A 14,165-nucleotide genomic window follows, 5' to 3' on the forward strand; every position below is an offset into this window, starting at 1 on the left:
CCCCCCCCCCCCCCCCCCCCCCCCCCCCCCCCCCCCCCCCCCCCCCCCCTTTTTTCGTCCGCGCCCGCGCGGGGCGTTTTTCTCCCCGGCGGGCAAACGGGCCCCGGAAGAATCACCGGAGGCCCGGCTTTTTAATAGTATGGTAGAAATCGTGAAAGGAGATGGATCAACATGTATTCATCCGACAACATGGGCGGATATTCCGGCCGGAACATCCCGGTCGCGCCGCTGCCCAATCCCGGGGAGGGCGGCCCGGTTGCACCGGGCGACGCGCCCGCCCTGCCGCTCCCCGATTTCGGCGAGGGCGGTCCCGTTTTCGGCGGCGATACCCCTTCCATCCCGCTGCCCAACCCGGGCGAAGGCGGCCCGGTCGCGCCCGGTCCCGGCGGAAACTTCCCCGTCGTGCCGCTGCCCAACCCCGGGGAGGGCGGACCCGTCGCACCCGGCCGTCCGGGACAGACGATCCCCATCCTGCCGGCGCCGAATCCTCCCTGCTTTTACTGCGGAGCGGGCAGATTCGGAAAGGTCCGCTTCCTCAACGCCGCCTTCGGCTACCGGCCCTTCCGCATCTTCATCAACAACCGCTTCATCGTCAACGGCCTCGGCTTTACCTCCCTCACCCCTTACGGCAGGGTGTCCAACGGGTTCCAGACCGTGACGGTTACCGGCACGAACGGCTATGTCTATCTCCAGAAATCCATCCCCTTCAAGGCGGACGACAACGTGACGATCGCCGTCATCAACTCCGCCAGCGGCCTCGACCTCCTGCAGATTTCCGACACCTCCTGCGCGCGGCCCGCCTCGATGTCCTGCTTCCGGGCGTGCAACCTGGCTTACTACAGCAATCCGGTCGACATCCTGCTCGGTGACGGGCGCGTGATCTACAGCGACGTGCGCTTCAAGGAGGTCACCTCCTTCAAACGCATCCGCCCGGGCGACTACCAGATCGACATCGCCGAGACAAACCTGCGCCCCGAGCCGCGTATGGCGGACATCGAAACGCTCGACGGCGGCGTCACCGTCTTTGAACTGCCGCAGGCGCTGGTGTCCACCTTTGTCACCATCCGCCCCAACGCCACCTATACCCTGTACATCTTCAGCCGGGATACCTCCCCCGACGCGCTTCAGACCATGATCGTCGAGGATCGGTGACCGCCTCCCGGCGGGCGGTTTTGGATTTGCCGTGCTGCGCCCGGCGGGGCTTTCACGGGAATTGCCGCCCGTGGGCGGCAAGAATCACGAGCGCGTTCCGCCGCGCGCCACGGGTTCCTTTTCGGACGGACGAAAAGGAACCAAAAGTCCGCCTAAGAACCCTCCGCCGGGTTCTTAGGGATCTCCGGGAGTACCTTGCCATAACCCGCAAACTACCGTCACTCCCCACGGGTACACCAGCTGAGGGCTCAATTCAGGTTGCGGACGCTCCCAACAGGAGGAACGGCAAGTGCCAGCGCACCTGGCAGGGGTGGCCCATGGAGGGGGACGGCTCGGCCCCCTCCATGAGGCGCACGCGCCTCGACGCCTCTGCCGGAGAGTCCCCGGAACTGTGCCGCGCGTGCGGCGGCGCGGACGGCCGGCCTGAACCAAATGTTTTAAGGAGTCCAGGGGAACTTTTTCAAAACCGTTCTCTTTGACTGCCTTCCCCCACGGGGCGCGCGTGCGGTGGCGCGGACGGCCGGCCTGAACCAAACGTTTTGAAGGGTCCAGGGGAACTTTTTCAAAAGTTCCCCTGGAAAAAGCTCAGCTGCACGCCGCCAGGCGCGGGACGGCGCGCCGGGGTGGCGTGGCTGCGCGCGAGCTGGTCCGCGGGGATGTCCGCGAGGAAGGGGGAGGGCTCGCCCGGGCAGAGCAGGACAAGCTCCTCCCTGGCGCGGGTCATGCCGACGTAGAAGAGCCTGCGCTCCTCGGCGGGATCGTTCGAGCGGCCGGGCGAGTCGAGGGGAAGCATGCCGCGCTTTGCGCCGCAGAGAAAGACGACGGGGAATTCGAGCCCCTTCGCGCCGTGCAGGGTGAGCAGGGTGACCACGTCGGAGAGGTAGGCGCGGCTGCCGCTGCGCGCCACGTCCCGCTCCTCGCCGAGGGTGAGGTTCAGGAGGAAGGCGGGCATGTCGGCGTGGAGCACCGCCATGTTTAGAAGCCGTTCCATGGCGGGGGAGGAGCGCCCGGTGTCCTCGATCCAGCCCTCGAGCAGGCGGCGGGGCTTTTCCCGCCGGGCGCGCGGCAGATATTTTTCCGCCAGCTCCGCCCAGCGGACAAGCGGTTCCGCCGCCGCGAGCGCGGGCGGGAGCAATTCCAGCAGCCGCACCGGGGAATCGGCCGCCGCCCCGGCGGCCGTCCGCAGGAAGGCATCCGCCGCAGCCCTTTCACAGCCGAGCGATTCGGTCAGGCAGGCGCGCAGGGAGAAGGGATCGGCGGAGCCGCAAAGGCCCCGGAAAAAGCCGACCGCGCCCCGCACCAGCCCGTCGGACAGGAGCTTGTCCCGCCCGGCGACAAGATAGGGAATCCCTTCGATGCCGAGGCATTTTTCCAGCGCCTCGGCCTGCCGGTGGGTCCGGTAGAGGACTGCAAAGTCGGAAAAGCCCCGGGGCTGCGCGCCCCCGCCGCCCTGTGCGTCAAGCATGTCGATGCCGCCCACCAGCCGGTTGATCTCCTTGGCCACAAAGATCGCTTCTGAAAATTCGTCCGCCGCCGTGACGAGCCGCACGGGGCCGCCGTCCGGCCGCTGGGCCTCAAGCGTCCGTTCCGGGCCCCCGTTTTTGGAGATGACCGGCAGGGACGCCCGCAGAATCTGCGGGGTGGAGCGGTAGTTGCGGGTGAGAACGACGGTCTTCGCGGCGGGCCAGTCGGCGGCAAAGCGCGCGAAGCACCGGGCGTCCGACCCACGGAAGCCGTAGATCGACTGGTCGGGGTCGCCGATGACGAATACCCCGGCGCTCTCTCCGCTCCAGGCGCGCACCAGCCGGTACTGCACGTCGCTCACGTCCTGGAACTCATCCACGAGCAGGTGGGTAAAGGCGCGCCGCTCCTTCGCCGTGGCCTCCCCGTGAACGAAGAGGCCGTAGGCGTCCAGCAGCAGATCGTCGTAGTCGCGGACGCCCGCTTCCTTCAGCAGTTCGCAGTAGCGTTCGCACGCCTCGACCGGGACCGACCCGTCGGCGGGCAGCCCGCCCTTGCGGCGGGAGACCTCCTGCACGAGCTTCCGCGCGGAGAGCCGCAGGTCGAGCGCGCCGATTACCTCCGAGGCGGCGGCGAGCGCCTCCCCCTCCCCGATCAGCGAGACCGGCCCCCGTTCGGAGAGCAGCCGCAGGCAGATGGCGTGGAAGGTGCCGATCGTCATCGCGCGCACGGCGCGCTTGCCGAAGAGGGCCTCGAGCCGTTCGCGCATCTCCCCCGCCGCCTTGTTGGTGAAGGTGACGGCGGTGATCTGCGCGGGCTTGACCCCCTGCCCGACGAGCCACGCGACGCGGGCGACGAGCGTCTTGGTCTTGCCGGTGCCGGGCCCCGCGACAACCGCCACGGCGGGTTCCGCCGCCGTGACCGCCGCGCGCTGCTCCTCGTTGAGCCCCGCGAGCGCCCCACCCTCCGGCGGGGCGGCGGAGACCTCCTCCGCCTTTTGGGCCGCGCGGGCAGGCCGCGGCGCGGCGGGCGCTTTCTTTTTGGGCGCGGGCCGGGACGACGACCCGAACAGGCTCATCTGCCCCGCGAGCGTCTCGATCTCCTGCGGGTCGAGCAGCTTGATCTTCCCATACTCCCCGTCGTAGCCGGGGGAGAGCTCCACCTGACCGCGCCGCATCCGGCGCACCCCCTCGGCCACCGCCGGGCCCGCCACCCGGCCGATCTCCTCCTCCGGGACCTCCCGCAGGATGGTGAATTCGGGGCCGAGCTCGCGCAGAAGCGCCTCGTAGCGGGCCGTCACCCTGCCGCTCGCCGGGCCGAAGCCGGTGCAGGCGGCGATCACCTCGGGCAGGGGCACGAGGCTCTGGAAGGGGACCGAATCCTGTGGAACGAAGCCCTCCTCCCGGTCGGCGAGCTCCTCCACCCGGTGGAGCACGCCGATCGTCAGCTTGCCGCCGCAGACGGGGCAGCGCCCGTCAGCCGGGGTGTCGCCCGGGCGCAGGCAGAGCTTGCAATTGCGGTGCCCGTCGAAGTGGTACTTGCCCTCCTCGGGAAAGAACTCGACCGTCCCGCGAAAGCCGGGCGCGCCGCGCCCGCGCAGCGCCGCGGCCAGCGCGGGATAGGAGGGCTCGATCTCCAGCAGGTTGGCCTCCCGCCCGAGCTTGGAGGGGGAGTGCGCGTCCGAATTGGAGACGAGCGCGTAGCGGTCGAGCGCCGACAGCCGCCAGTTCATCGGCGGGTCGGAGGAGAGGCCCGTCTCGACCGCATGGATGTGGGGGGTCATGTCGCCGAAGCAGGCCTCGATCGTGTCGAAGCCGGAAAACGCCCCGAAGAGGGAAAAATGGGGCGTCCAGATGTGCGCGGGGATAAAGACCGCCTCGGGGCAGGTTTCCATCGTGATCTCCAGCAGGTCGCGGCTGTCCAGCCCGAGAATCGGCCGCCCGTCCGAATGGATGTTGCCGATCGCCTCGAGCTTTTTCGAGAGGGCCTCCGCCGCCTCGAGGCCGGGCAGGAGGATGAGGTTGTGGACCTTGCGCACCCGGCCGTCCTTTTTATAGATCGAGCTGATCTCCCCCGTGACGACGAACCGGGGGCGCTCCGTTCCCGCGGCGCCCTCCACATGCAGTCCCTCGCGGAGGGTGTAGAGCCCCTCCTCCGCCGGGACGAGCTTGTCCCGCAGCTCCTGCCGCCAGGCGGGATGGGTGAAATCCCCCGTGCCCAAAAGCCCGATCCCCTTGCGGCGGGCCCACAGATCGAGATGTTCCGGCACGCATTCCCCGCTGGTCGCGCGGGAATACTTTGAGTGGATGTGCAGGTCGGCGATGAGCATAGGCGTCCTCCGTTTTTTTGGAATGGTATCATCATACCGCCTTTTCCCCGGGGATGCAAGCGGCGATGGACGGCGGCGGCCGGTCAGACGGAAACAGGGAGGGGGGCGTGTGTGGAGGAACCGTAGGTTCCTACCGCACGTTGAGCGATCGCAGCGAGCGGATAAGCCCGCCGCAGCGGTCCCCTCAACTTGCCGAAAAACTTTTTCGGCAAGTTGAGGGGACTTTTCAAAGTCCCCCGGGGGGCGTATAATGACAGAGGAATGGAGGGATTGCCGTGAAGATATCAACAAGAGGGCGCTACGCGCTGCGGCTCATGCTCGATCTTGCGCTGCACGACACGGGAGAATACATTTCCCTGCGGGACATTTCGGCCCGGCAGGAGATCTCGGTCAAATACCTCGAACAGATCGTCACGGTGCTCGGCCGGGCGGGGCTTGTGCGCAGCGTGCGCGGCCCGCAGGGGGGCTACCGGCTCGCGAAGGTCCCCGCGGACTACACGGCAGGGGAAATCCTGCGGACGATCGAGGGGAGCCTCGCGCCGGTGGCCTGCCTGGACGACTCCCCCAACGCCTGCGCGCGCGCGGGGGAATGCGCGACCCTCGTGCTGTGGGAACGGCTCTCCCGCGCGATCAACGAGACGGTGGACGGCATGACGCTAGCCGACCTCGTGGAGATCCAGCGGGCAAAGGCGGGCAACGACTACGTGATCTGAAAAATCTCCCATCCGGGGGTTGACAAACCGGCGTTCTCCCGCTATACTAATTTCATACTAAACACATAGGAATTAAATGAATTCTGCAACATACCTTCAGGAGGGACTGGATATGGCAAAGATCTATCGCAGCATGACCGAACTGGTCGGTGGGACACCGCTGCTTGAACTGACGAACTACGAACGCCGGGAGAACCTCGACGCGCGGCTGCTTGCAAAGCTGGAATACCTGAACCCGGCGGGTTCGGTCAAGGACCGCATCGCCAAGGCGATGCTTGACGAGGCGGAGCGGGCCGGGCGGCTCGGGGAGGGCTCGGTGATCGTCGAGCCCACGAGCGGCAACACCGGCATCGGGCTGGCGGCGGCGGGCGCGGCGCGCGGCTACCGCGTCATCCTGACGATGCCCGAGACGATGAGCGTCGAGCGGCGCAGCCTGCTGAAGGCCTACGGCGCCGAGCTGGTGCTCACCGACGGCGCGCTCGGCATGAAGGGCGCGATCGCAAAGGCGCAGGAGATCGCCGCCGCGATCCCGGATTCCTTTATCCCCGGGCAGTTTGAAAACCCCGCGAACCCCGCCGCGCACCGCGCCACAACCGGCCCGGAAATCTGGGAGGACACCGGCGGCGAGGTGGACGTCTTCGTCGCGGGCATCGGCACCGGCGGCACGATCACCGGCGTCGGCGAGTACCTCAAATCGAAGAACCCGGCGGTCCGGATCGTCGCGGTGGAGCCGTCCGGCTCCCCCGTCCTCTCGGGCGGAAGCGCCGGCCCCCACAAAATCCAGGGCATCGGCGCGGGCTTCGTCCCCGACACCCTCAACACGGCGATCTACGACGAGATCATCACCGTCGAAAACGAGGATGCGTTTGCCGCCGGGCGGGAGATCGCGCGGCGGGAGGGGGTGCTCGTGGGCATCTCGTCGGGCGCGGCGGTGTGGGCGGCGGCACAGCTCGCGCGCCGACCCGAATACAGCGGAAAGACGATCGTCGTTCTGCTGCCCGACACGGGCGACCGCTATCTCTCCACCCCCCTCTTTTCAGGGGAATAAAAGCACCCCAGCAGAGGCGGCCGGAAGGGACTTCCGGCCGCCTCGCTTTTGTGGTAAAATGGGGTCATCATCCGGACAAGGAGGCGTCGGCATGTATGAACTGATCCGGGCGGGGGAGCGGACGTGGTATATCGACTGTCCCGCGAAGATGGGGCTTTTTCTCGCGGAGGACGGCGCGTGGCTGATCGACAGCGGCAACGACAAGGACGCGGGGCGCAGGGTGCGCAAGCTGCTCGACGCCAACGGCTGGACGCTGGCGGGCATCCTCAACACCCACTCGAACGCGGACCACATCGGCGGGAACCGGTTTTTGCAGGACCGGTACCACTGCCCCGTCTATTCGACGCCCGCGGAGAACGCCTTGATCCGCGCCCCGCGGCTCGAGCCCTCCTTCCTCTACGGCGGGTATCCCTGCAAGGCGCTTTGCAACAAGTTTTTGATGGCGCAGGAGAGCGTGCCCTCCCCCATCGAGGGCGCCCCGCTGCCCGAAGGGCTTGAGGTTTTCCCGCTGCCGGGACATTTCTTCGGGATGGTCGGCTTTCGCACGCCCGACGGCGTCTGTTTCCTCGCCGACTGCCTCTCCGGGGAGGCGGTCCTCGAAAAATACCACGTCGGTTTCATCTACGACGTGCGCGCCTACCTCGAGACGCTCGACTGGGTGGAGACGCTCGAGGCGAAGCTTTTCGTCCCGGCGCACGCCCCCGCGGCGGAGGATATCCGCCCGCTCGCCGCGCTTAACCGCGCCAAGGTCCAGGAGATTGCCGGACGGGTGCTCGCCATCTGCGCCGAGCCCCGCACGCCCGACGGGGTCATCCGGGAGGTGTTCTCCGTCTATGGGCTCACGATGGATTTCAACCAGTATGTCCTCGTGGGCAGCACGGTGCGCTCCTATCTCAGCTACCTCTGCGACGAGGGGCTGATCGCCGCGCGGTTCGAGGACAACCGTCTGCTGTGGGAACGCGTCTGAACCGCCCGACCGCAGGTCTGGCGGCAAATAAAAAAACAACCAGTCCGGGGACTGGTTGTTTTTTTATTTGCCTTTACACGACGAAATCAATTTCGTCATGGCATCCCTTCCACCAGCTAAAAAACCAGCGCATACGCACTGGTTTTTTAGGGTGTCAGTCATGGTGCGGGTAGAGGGGGTCGAACCCTTACGCCTTGCGGCACAGGATCCTAAATCCTGCGCGTCTGCCAATTCCGCCATACCCGCGCGGCGCCGCCGGACGGCGGCAGAATCATGATACCATTCCGCATCGCGGCTTGTCAACCGTCCCTTCGGAGCACGCCCGATTCGAGCAGCGACTGCGCCGCGAGGATCACGCCCGTCTTGCCGCTCGGCCAGGTGAGCCCGCCCTGAAGCCACGCGGCATAGGGCTCGCGCATCGGCCCGTCGGCGGAAAGCTCGATTGACGCGCCCATCGTGAACGCGCCCGCGGCCATGATGACCTTGCTGTCGTAGCCGGGCATGTCCCACGCTTCGGGGGTGACGAACGCGTCGACCGGCGCGCCCTTCTGCACCCCGCGGCAGAAGGCGGAAAGCCCCTCGGGCGTGCCGAGCTTCACCGCCTGGATGATGTCGGTGCGCGGCGCGTCAAAATGCGGATAGACCTCAAAGCCGAGCCGCTCGAAGAGCGCCGCGGAGAAGACGGCGGTCTTCAGCGCGGCGGCCACCACGGTAGGCGCGAAGAAGAGCCCCATAAACATCCCGCGCAGCTGCCCGAGGGTGCAGCCGACCTCCTTGCCGACGCCCGGCGCGGTCAGCCGGCAGGCGCACTGCTCGATCAGGTCGGCGCGCCCCGCGATATAGCCGCCCGTCTTGGCGATTCCACCGCCCGGATTCTTGATGAGCGACCCGATGACAAGGTCCGCGCCCGCCTGCGTTGGCTCGCGGCGCTCGACGAATTCGCCGTAGCAGTTGTCCACGACGATCAGCGCGCCGGGGTTCGCCTCCCGCACGATGCCCGCGATCCTTTCGATCTGCGCGACGCTCAGCGACTCCCGCAGCGAATAGCCGCGCGACCGCTGCAAATACGCCATCCGCGCCCCCTTCACCGCGTCCGCCATGCGCGCGTAGTCGGGGGACCCGTCGGGCAATAGGTCGAGCTGCTCGTACCGGATGCCGAACTCCTTGAGCGAACCGTGCCCGCCCGGCACGATGCCGATCACCGGCTGGAGGGTGTCGTAGGGCAGTCCGGTCAGCGACACCATCCGGTCGCCCGGCCGCAGCACCCCGAAGAGCGCGGTCGTGATCGCATGGGTGCCCGAGACGAAATTGTGCCGGATGAGCGCGTCCTCCGCCCCCATTACCCGCGCCAGCACCCGGTCGAGCACCTCGCGGCCCCGGTCGTCGTAGCCGTAGCCGGTCGTGCCCGCAAAGTGGCTCTCGCTCACGTTGTTTTCGATGAAGGCGGAGAGCACCTTCATGCCGTTATACTCCGCGTTGCCGTCGATGCGCGCGAACGCCTCGCGGCAGGTCTCCTCCGCCTCTTCCGCCATCCGCGCGATAGATGGATCGATGTGAAAAAACTGTTCAACCATACCTCCGGGGGACACTTTTGAAAAAGTTCCCCCTCGACCCCCTTCAAAACGTTTTATTCGGGCGTATCTCGTCCCGAAAACCACTCGCACCCCCCGACCGCACCAGGAAACCCTTTTGAAAAAGGTTTCCCCGGACCCTTTCTAAAACTTTTCATTCGGGCGCGCCTCACGTTAATAGCCAGCCTCGTCCCCCGACCGCCTCAGTTCCGCCGCACGGTACGAGCGTGCGGAGAACCCCCGCGCCCTGCCTGCGCCAAAAGCTTTGAAGGATTCTAAAGGGAACTTTCTCGAAAGTTCCCTTTAGACCAAAAGCCCGCGTCCCTATAGCCGCAGGCGCGGTGGAAGGCCGCGATCCCGTCCTCCGCGGTCAGCAGCCAGGGCTCGAGGCCCTGCGCAAGCGCGGCATTCGTCGCATGCGCCATCATCCGGCGGGCATAGCCCCGCCCCCGGCAGGCCGGGTTGGTCGCCAAGCCCGCCAGAATCGCGCGGGAGGCGTCCTTAAAGTAAATACCAATCGTTGAAACAATACGATTATCTACTTTTAGTATGTAAATATCCGCCAGCCCGTGCCGCCGCTTGTGGGAAACCTCGGTGAGCCACGCGGCATAATCGGTGCGTGCGGCGAACGTCGGATCGGCCGCGCAGAGCAGCGCATAGACGGCTCCCAGGTCCTCGGCGGGCGCGGCAGTCCCCGGGGGAACGCCGTCCGCGCAGGGCGCGGCCGCGGCGGGGCGGGCGTCCGCCGGGGCGGAACGCCCGCCCCACCGCAGGATTCGCGACGAGCGAAGCCCGCCGCGAATCACGGCGTTCACCCGTTCGCAGAGCGCCCGCTCCCCCTCGTAGGAGCGGCAGCCGACGGCTCCGAGGAAGGCGGCGAGCTCGTCCGCATCCGCCGCAGCGTCTGCCGCGAGTGTGACGGCGCCGTCCAGCCGGGACACCGCGCCCACGGCGCGGTCCCCGCCAAGCAGCAGCCGGAGGTCGAGCACGCCGTCCGACACGCCGTAAGTCTGATACTGTGCGTATATTTTTGTTCCGAATATACCAAAATTGCCGATCGATTCCACAAAGAGTGGGATCAGCTCGCCGCCGACATAGCGGATCATCCGCCGAAATCCGCGATCAGCGCGCCGAGCAGCCGGAGCGTCTCATCCAAGTCGAACCGGTTGACGACGCAGGAGGGGGTGTGCAAGTAGCGGCAGGGCACCGATACGGCGAGCACCCGCGCACCCCTGCCCGCGACCTGGACCGACCGCGCCTCGTTGCCGCCGTAGACGCCCTCCTTTGGCTGGCAGGCGATGCCGCCCGCTTTCGCCGCAGCGAGCGCGCGGCGGTAGAGGTCCATGTCGTAGACGGTGCCCTTGTCCATAAAGGAGAGGACGGGGCCTTTTTTCAGGGAGCAGACCACCTTTTCGGGCGGGGTACCGGGGATGTCGCAGGCGGTCGTCGTCTCGACGGCGACCGCGATCTCCGCACCCGCCTGATAGGCCGCGGTGCGCGCGCCCGTCGTACCCGTCTCCTCCTGCACGGTGAAGGCGAAGTGGGTGTCGTAGGCAAGCTCCGACCCAATCAGCTCGACGAGCAGCGCGCAGCCGACCCGGTCGTCGAGCGCCCGCCCGCGCAGGAAGCCGTCCCCGAAGGCGGTGTATTGGGAGGTGAAGACCGCGCGGTCCCCCAGTGCGACACGGGTAAACGCGTCGTCGCGGTCCTTCGCGCCAATGTCGATGAAGAGCGCGTCGGGCTCGGGGGCCTTGTCCCGCTCGTCGGCGGACTTCATGTGCACCGCCTTGGAGCCGATCACGCCAAAGGTCTCCCCGATGCGCACCGATTTGCCGGGGAGCACCCGGCGGTCGATGCCACCCACGGTGGTAAATTTGAGCAGGCCGCTCTCCTCCACCCAGGTGATGATCAGCCCCACCTCGTCCATGTGGGCCGAAAAGAGGAGCGGATGGGCGGGGGCCTGTCTCCCTTTTTTGAAGGCGAGGATGTTGCCGAGCGCGTCCACCTTGTAGATACAGTGTCCCTCAATCATTTTGAGGATTTCATACCGCACCGGCTCCTCGCAGCCGGACACGCCGGGAAGGGCGCTCAATTTCGCAAGGTTCTCATAGAGCATCACCGGACACCTCCAAACGCGTCCGCCACATAGGCGGCAATCAATTCGGCGGTCGCCTCCACGTCGGAGACGTGGACGACCTCGACCGGCGTGTGCATATACCGCTGGGGGATCGAGACAAGCGCGCAGCGCACCCCCGCGCCCGAAACGGCGATGCCGTCGACGTCGGTGCCGGTGCTCCCGCCCATGACCTCGATCTGGAAGGGGATGTTTTCCCGCACGGCGACCTCCCGCAGGCGGGAGGACATGCCGTTGTCGATGACCGGCGCGACGCCGACCATCGGGCCGCCGCCCATCTCGCCGCACTTGGCGCGCGGGCAGTCGGGCGCGTGCCCGAAGGAGACGTCCACCGCCACCGCGTGGGTGGGCGAGAGGATGTTCGCGGCGGTAGCCGCGCCCTGCCCGCCGACCTCCTCGAGGGTGGTCAGCGCGACGGACAGCCCGCAGGAAAGCTCCCGTTCCGCCAGCTTTTCCGCGGCCAAAATGACCGCCGCGCAGCCGGCGCGGTCGTCGGCGGCACGCGTGCTGATCCGGCCGTTCATCAGTTCCCGCGCCTCACAGCAGAAGGTCACGCGGTCGCCCGGCGCGATCCTTTCCCGCGCCTCTTCGGCCGAAAGGCCCACGTCGATCGAGATGTCCTCGATCTTGGGCAGGTGGGTGTCGTCGGAATTGAGGTGGGGCGGCACGGTGCAGACGACGCCGGGCAGCTCGCCCTTCGCCGTGTGCACGACGACCTGTGCCGCGAGCAGCAGCGCGCGGTCGATGCCGCCGACGTTCGAGACGCGCAGAAAGCCGCCGTCGTCGATGTAGGTGACGATCATGCCGACGCTGTCGATGTGGGCGGTGAGCATCACATGCTCGCCCGAGGCGGGGACCGGCTTGATCCTGCAAAGCAGCGAGCCGAGCGGCGCGCGCTCACATGCGCCGAGCGGCGCGAGCATTTGCCGCGCCGCCTCCACCGCCCCATCCTCCCCGCCGGACACGCCGAGCGCGCCCGCGAGGGTTAATATCTGTTCCGTGGTGGTCATGGGAACCTCCTGTATTTTCAAATTCATTTTCCGTTCAAAGCGCGTTCACGAGCTCCTTGAAGCGGCGGCCGCGCGTGCCGTAATTGGGGAACATGTCGAAGCTCGCGCAGGCGGGCGAAAGCGAGACGATGTCGCCCGGTCCGGCGGCCTCCGCCGCCTTTTTGACCGCCTCCTCGAGGCTTCCGGCGCGAAGGATCGCGAGCTCCGCCGGGTCGAACCCCGGATGGGCGCGCACCTCCGCCTCGATCGTGTCGGCGGTCGCGCCGATCAGGATGAGCGTCTTGACCCGTTCCACCAGCTTGGGGATGAGCGGGTCGAAGGGGATTTTTTTGTCGTAGCCGCCCGCGATGATGACGAGCTTCTGGTCAAAGCTCTCCAGTCCGGCGATCGTGCGGGTGGGGGTGGTGGCGATCGAATCGTTGTACCAGCGCACCCCGTCCTTCTCCCGGACGAACTCGATGCGGTGCTCCACCCCGTCGAATTCGACCGCGACGTTGTAGATCGCCTCCCGGTCGACATAGCCCCAGGTGGCGCAGATCGCGGCGAGGTAGTTTTCGATGTTGTGCAGGCCGGGCAGCTTGATCTCATTGGCGTGCATGATCTTGGTGCGCTCGCCGTTCACCGACATGTAGAGAATGCCGTCCTCCCCGAGAAACGCGCCGGTGCGCACCGGGCGCTTGACCGAGAACTCGAAGAGCTGGCCCCGCACGCATTCGGGGTTGGCGAAGGAGGCGGCGACGTCGTTGTCCACGCCGAGCACGGTGCGGGAAAACGCCCCCTGGTGCGCGAAGATGTTGCGCTTGGCGTCGATATATTCCTGCATATCCTTGTGCACGTCGAGGTGGTTGGGAGTGATGTTGGTGACCACCGCGATGTCGGGGCTCTCCCGCATCGAGATGAGCTGGAAGCTCGACAGCTCCGCCACCGCGAAATCCCCCTCGCGGATGTCGCGGATGAGCGGCATGAGCGCGCGGCCGATGTTGCCGCCCACATGTACCCGCCTGCCCGCCTCTTTGAGAATTTCGGCGATCAGCGTGGTGGTGGTCGTCTTGCCGTCGCTGCCGGTGATGCCGATCGTCTTGCAGGGGCATAGGTCGAAAAAGAGCTCCATCTCGCTCGTGACGGCGACCCCGTCGCGGCGCAGCCGCTCCAGCACAGGGTGGTGGAACTTCATCCCCGGCGTGCGCAGGACGATGTCCGCGTCGATGTTTTCGAGATAGTCCTCCCCGAGGCGGAGCTTGACCCCGCGCGCCTCAAAATTGTTGCAGATCGCCTCCCCCACCTCTTCGCGGGTGCGGCGGTCGTGCGCGGTCACCTTCGCGCCGTAGTCGTTCAGCCGGCTGATGAGGTCGCTGTGGCTCACGCCGATGCCGATGACGGAGATTTTCTTGCCTTTGATGCCGTGAAAAAAGCGGTCTACCCTGCTGTCCATAAGCTGCCTCCAATTTCGCCCTGGAATTCGTTTGAACGTTCCTATTATATTCGCTATACCCCGATTTATCAAGCGGATTTTGTTGCAGCGGCGCTTTTCATTGCCGCTCGGGAAGCGGCGGAGCTTTCACGGGAATTTCCGCCCGTGGGCGGCAAGAATGACTTGCGCGTTTTGCCGCGCGCTGATTTTCGATTTGCCGCGCTGCGCCCGGCGGGGCTTTTTTCGCGCCCCTAGGGGGCGCTCCAGATGTGCCGCCTTCGGCGGCATAGATTGCCGGGTCCCGCCCCGGCGGACGGGCCGACTTCTTGCGCGCCCAAGAAGTCGGCGGAAGAAGGGCGCTCAAGGGGA

General features: G+C 66.7%; 10 protein-coding genes and 1 tRNA gene. 4 read left to right on the forward strand and 7 right to left on the reverse strand.

Going from position 1 to position 14,165, the window contains the following annotated elements:
- The first annotated feature begins 171 nt into the window (after positions 1-171).
- Positions 172-1,152, forward strand: coding sequence for a DUF4397 domain-containing protein (locus tag NE609_RS15105; RefSeq protein WP_256152976.1), 981 nt, complete (start codon positions 172-174; stop codon positions 1,150-1,152).
- A 562-nt stretch (positions 1,153-1,714) separates the two neighbouring features.
- On the opposite strand, the gene NE609_RS15110 is transcribed toward NE609_RS15105, so the two are convergent.
- Complete coding sequence (locus NE609_RS15110; RefSeq protein WP_256152977.1) at positions 1,715-4,942, reverse strand: UvrD-helicase domain-containing protein; 3,228 nt, start codon at positions 4,940-4,942, stop codon at positions 1,715-1,717.
- 275 nt (positions 4,943-5,217) lie between these two features.
- Here NE609_RS15110 and NE609_RS15115 point away from each other — a divergent pair, with 275 nt between their 5' ends.
- From NE609_RS15115 to NE609_RS15125, 3 genes are all read left to right on the forward strand, one after another.
- Positions 5,218-5,655 (forward strand): Rrf2 family transcriptional regulator, encoded by a 438-nt coding sequence (locus tag NE609_RS15115; protein ID WP_256152978.1) that lies wholly within the window; start codon positions 5,218-5,220, stop codon positions 5,653-5,655.
- Between the two features lie 112 nt (positions 5,656-5,767).
- Complete coding sequence (gene cysK, locus NE609_RS15120) at positions 5,768-6,703, forward strand: cysteine synthase A (protein WP_256152979.1); 936 nt, start codon at positions 5,768-5,770, stop codon at positions 6,701-6,703.
- Positions 6,704-6,794: 91 nt separating this feature from the next.
- Positions 6,795-7,670 (forward strand): MBL fold metallo-hydrolase, encoded by an 876-nt coding sequence (locus tag NE609_RS15125; RefSeq protein WP_256152980.1) that lies wholly within the window; start codon positions 6,795-6,797, stop codon positions 7,668-7,670.
- Between the two features lie 161 nt (positions 7,671-7,831).
- Here the strand turns inward: NE609_RS15125 and NE609_RS15130 are convergent.
- The 6 genes from NE609_RS15130 to murD all read right to left on the reverse strand — a co-directional run bounded on the left by NE609_RS15130 (position 7,832) and on the right by murD (position 13,817).
- A tRNA-Leu gene (locus NE609_RS15130) sits at positions 7,832-7,916 on the reverse strand.
- Between the two features lie 53 nt (positions 7,917-7,969).
- A complete protein-coding gene (locus NE609_RS15135; protein WP_256152981.1) occupies positions 7,970-9,244 on the reverse strand; it encodes a methionine gamma-lyase family protein in 1,275 nt (424 codons plus the stop codon).
- Positions 9,245-9,516: 272 nt separating this feature from the next.
- On the reverse strand, positions 9,517-10,347 hold the full coding sequence (locus NE609_RS15140; protein WP_256152982.1) for a GNAT family N-acetyltransferase: 831 nt from the start codon (positions 10,345-10,347) through the stop codon (positions 9,517-9,519).
- A complete protein-coding gene (locus tag NE609_RS15145; RefSeq protein ID WP_256152983.1) occupies positions 10,344-11,357 on the reverse strand; it encodes a M42 family metallopeptidase in 1,014 nt (337 codons plus the stop codon). The genes NE609_RS15140 and NE609_RS15145 overlap by 4 nt, the downstream gene beginning before the upstream one ends.
- The gene (locus NE609_RS15150) at positions 11,357-12,385 is read right to left on the reverse strand and encodes a M42 family metallopeptidase (protein ID WP_158595665.1); all 1,029 of its coding nucleotides are present in this window, start codon (positions 12,383-12,385) and stop codon (positions 11,357-11,359) included. The genes NE609_RS15145 and NE609_RS15150 overlap by 1 nt, the downstream gene beginning before the upstream one ends.
- Positions 12,386-12,419: 34 nt before the next feature.
- Positions 12,420-13,817 carry a UDP-N-acetylmuramoyl-L-alanine--D-glutamate ligase gene (gene murD / locus NE609_RS15155; RefSeq protein ID WP_121587183.1) on the reverse strand — a complete coding sequence of 466 codons (1,398 nt, stop codon included), beginning with the start codon at positions 13,815-13,817 and terminating at the stop codon, positions 12,420-12,422.
- Positions 13,818-14,165 lie beyond the last annotated feature (348 nt).

It is taken from the genome of Anaerotruncus sp. DFI.9.16 (assembly GCF_024461615.1).
Taxonomy (GTDB): domain Bacteria; phylum Bacillota; class Clostridia; order Oscillospirales; family Ruminococcaceae; genus Anaerotruncus; species Anaerotruncus massiliensis.

Bases quoted from the DNA above. Each gene is read 5' to 3' on its own strand.
- NE609_RS15105 (WP_256152976.1), top strand. From the start codon at position 172: ATGTATTCATCCGACAACATGGGCGGATATTCCGGCCGGAACATCCCG.
- NE609_RS15110 (WP_256152977.1), bottom strand. From the start codon at position 4,942: ATGCTCATCGCCGACCTGCACATCCACTCAAAGTATTCCCGCGCGACC.
- cysK (WP_256152979.1), top strand. From the start codon at position 5,768: ATGGCAAAGATCTATCGCAGCATGACCGAACTGGTCGGTGGGACACCG.
- NE609_RS15125 (WP_256152980.1), top strand. From the start codon at position 6,795: ATGTATGAACTGATCCGGGCGGGGGAGCGGACGTGGTATATCGACTGT.
- NE609_RS15135 (WP_256152981.1), bottom strand. From the start codon at position 9,244: ATGGTTGAACAGTTTTTTCACATCGATCCATCTATCGCGCGGATGGCG.
- NE609_RS15140 (WP_256152982.1), bottom strand. From the start codon at position 10,347: ATGATCCGCTATGTCGGCGGCGAGCTGATCCCACTCTTTGTGGAATCG.
- NE609_RS15145 (WP_256152983.1), bottom strand. From the start codon at position 11,357: ATGCTCTATGAGAACCTTGCGAAATTGAGCGCCCTTCCCGGCGTGTCC.
- NE609_RS15150 (WP_158595665.1), bottom strand. From the start codon at position 12,385: ATGACCACCACGGAACAGATATTAACCCTCGCGGGCGCGCTCGGCGTG.
- murD (WP_121587183.1), bottom strand. From the start codon at position 13,817: ATGGACAGCAGGGTAGACCGCTTTTTTCACGGCATCAAAGGCAAGAAA.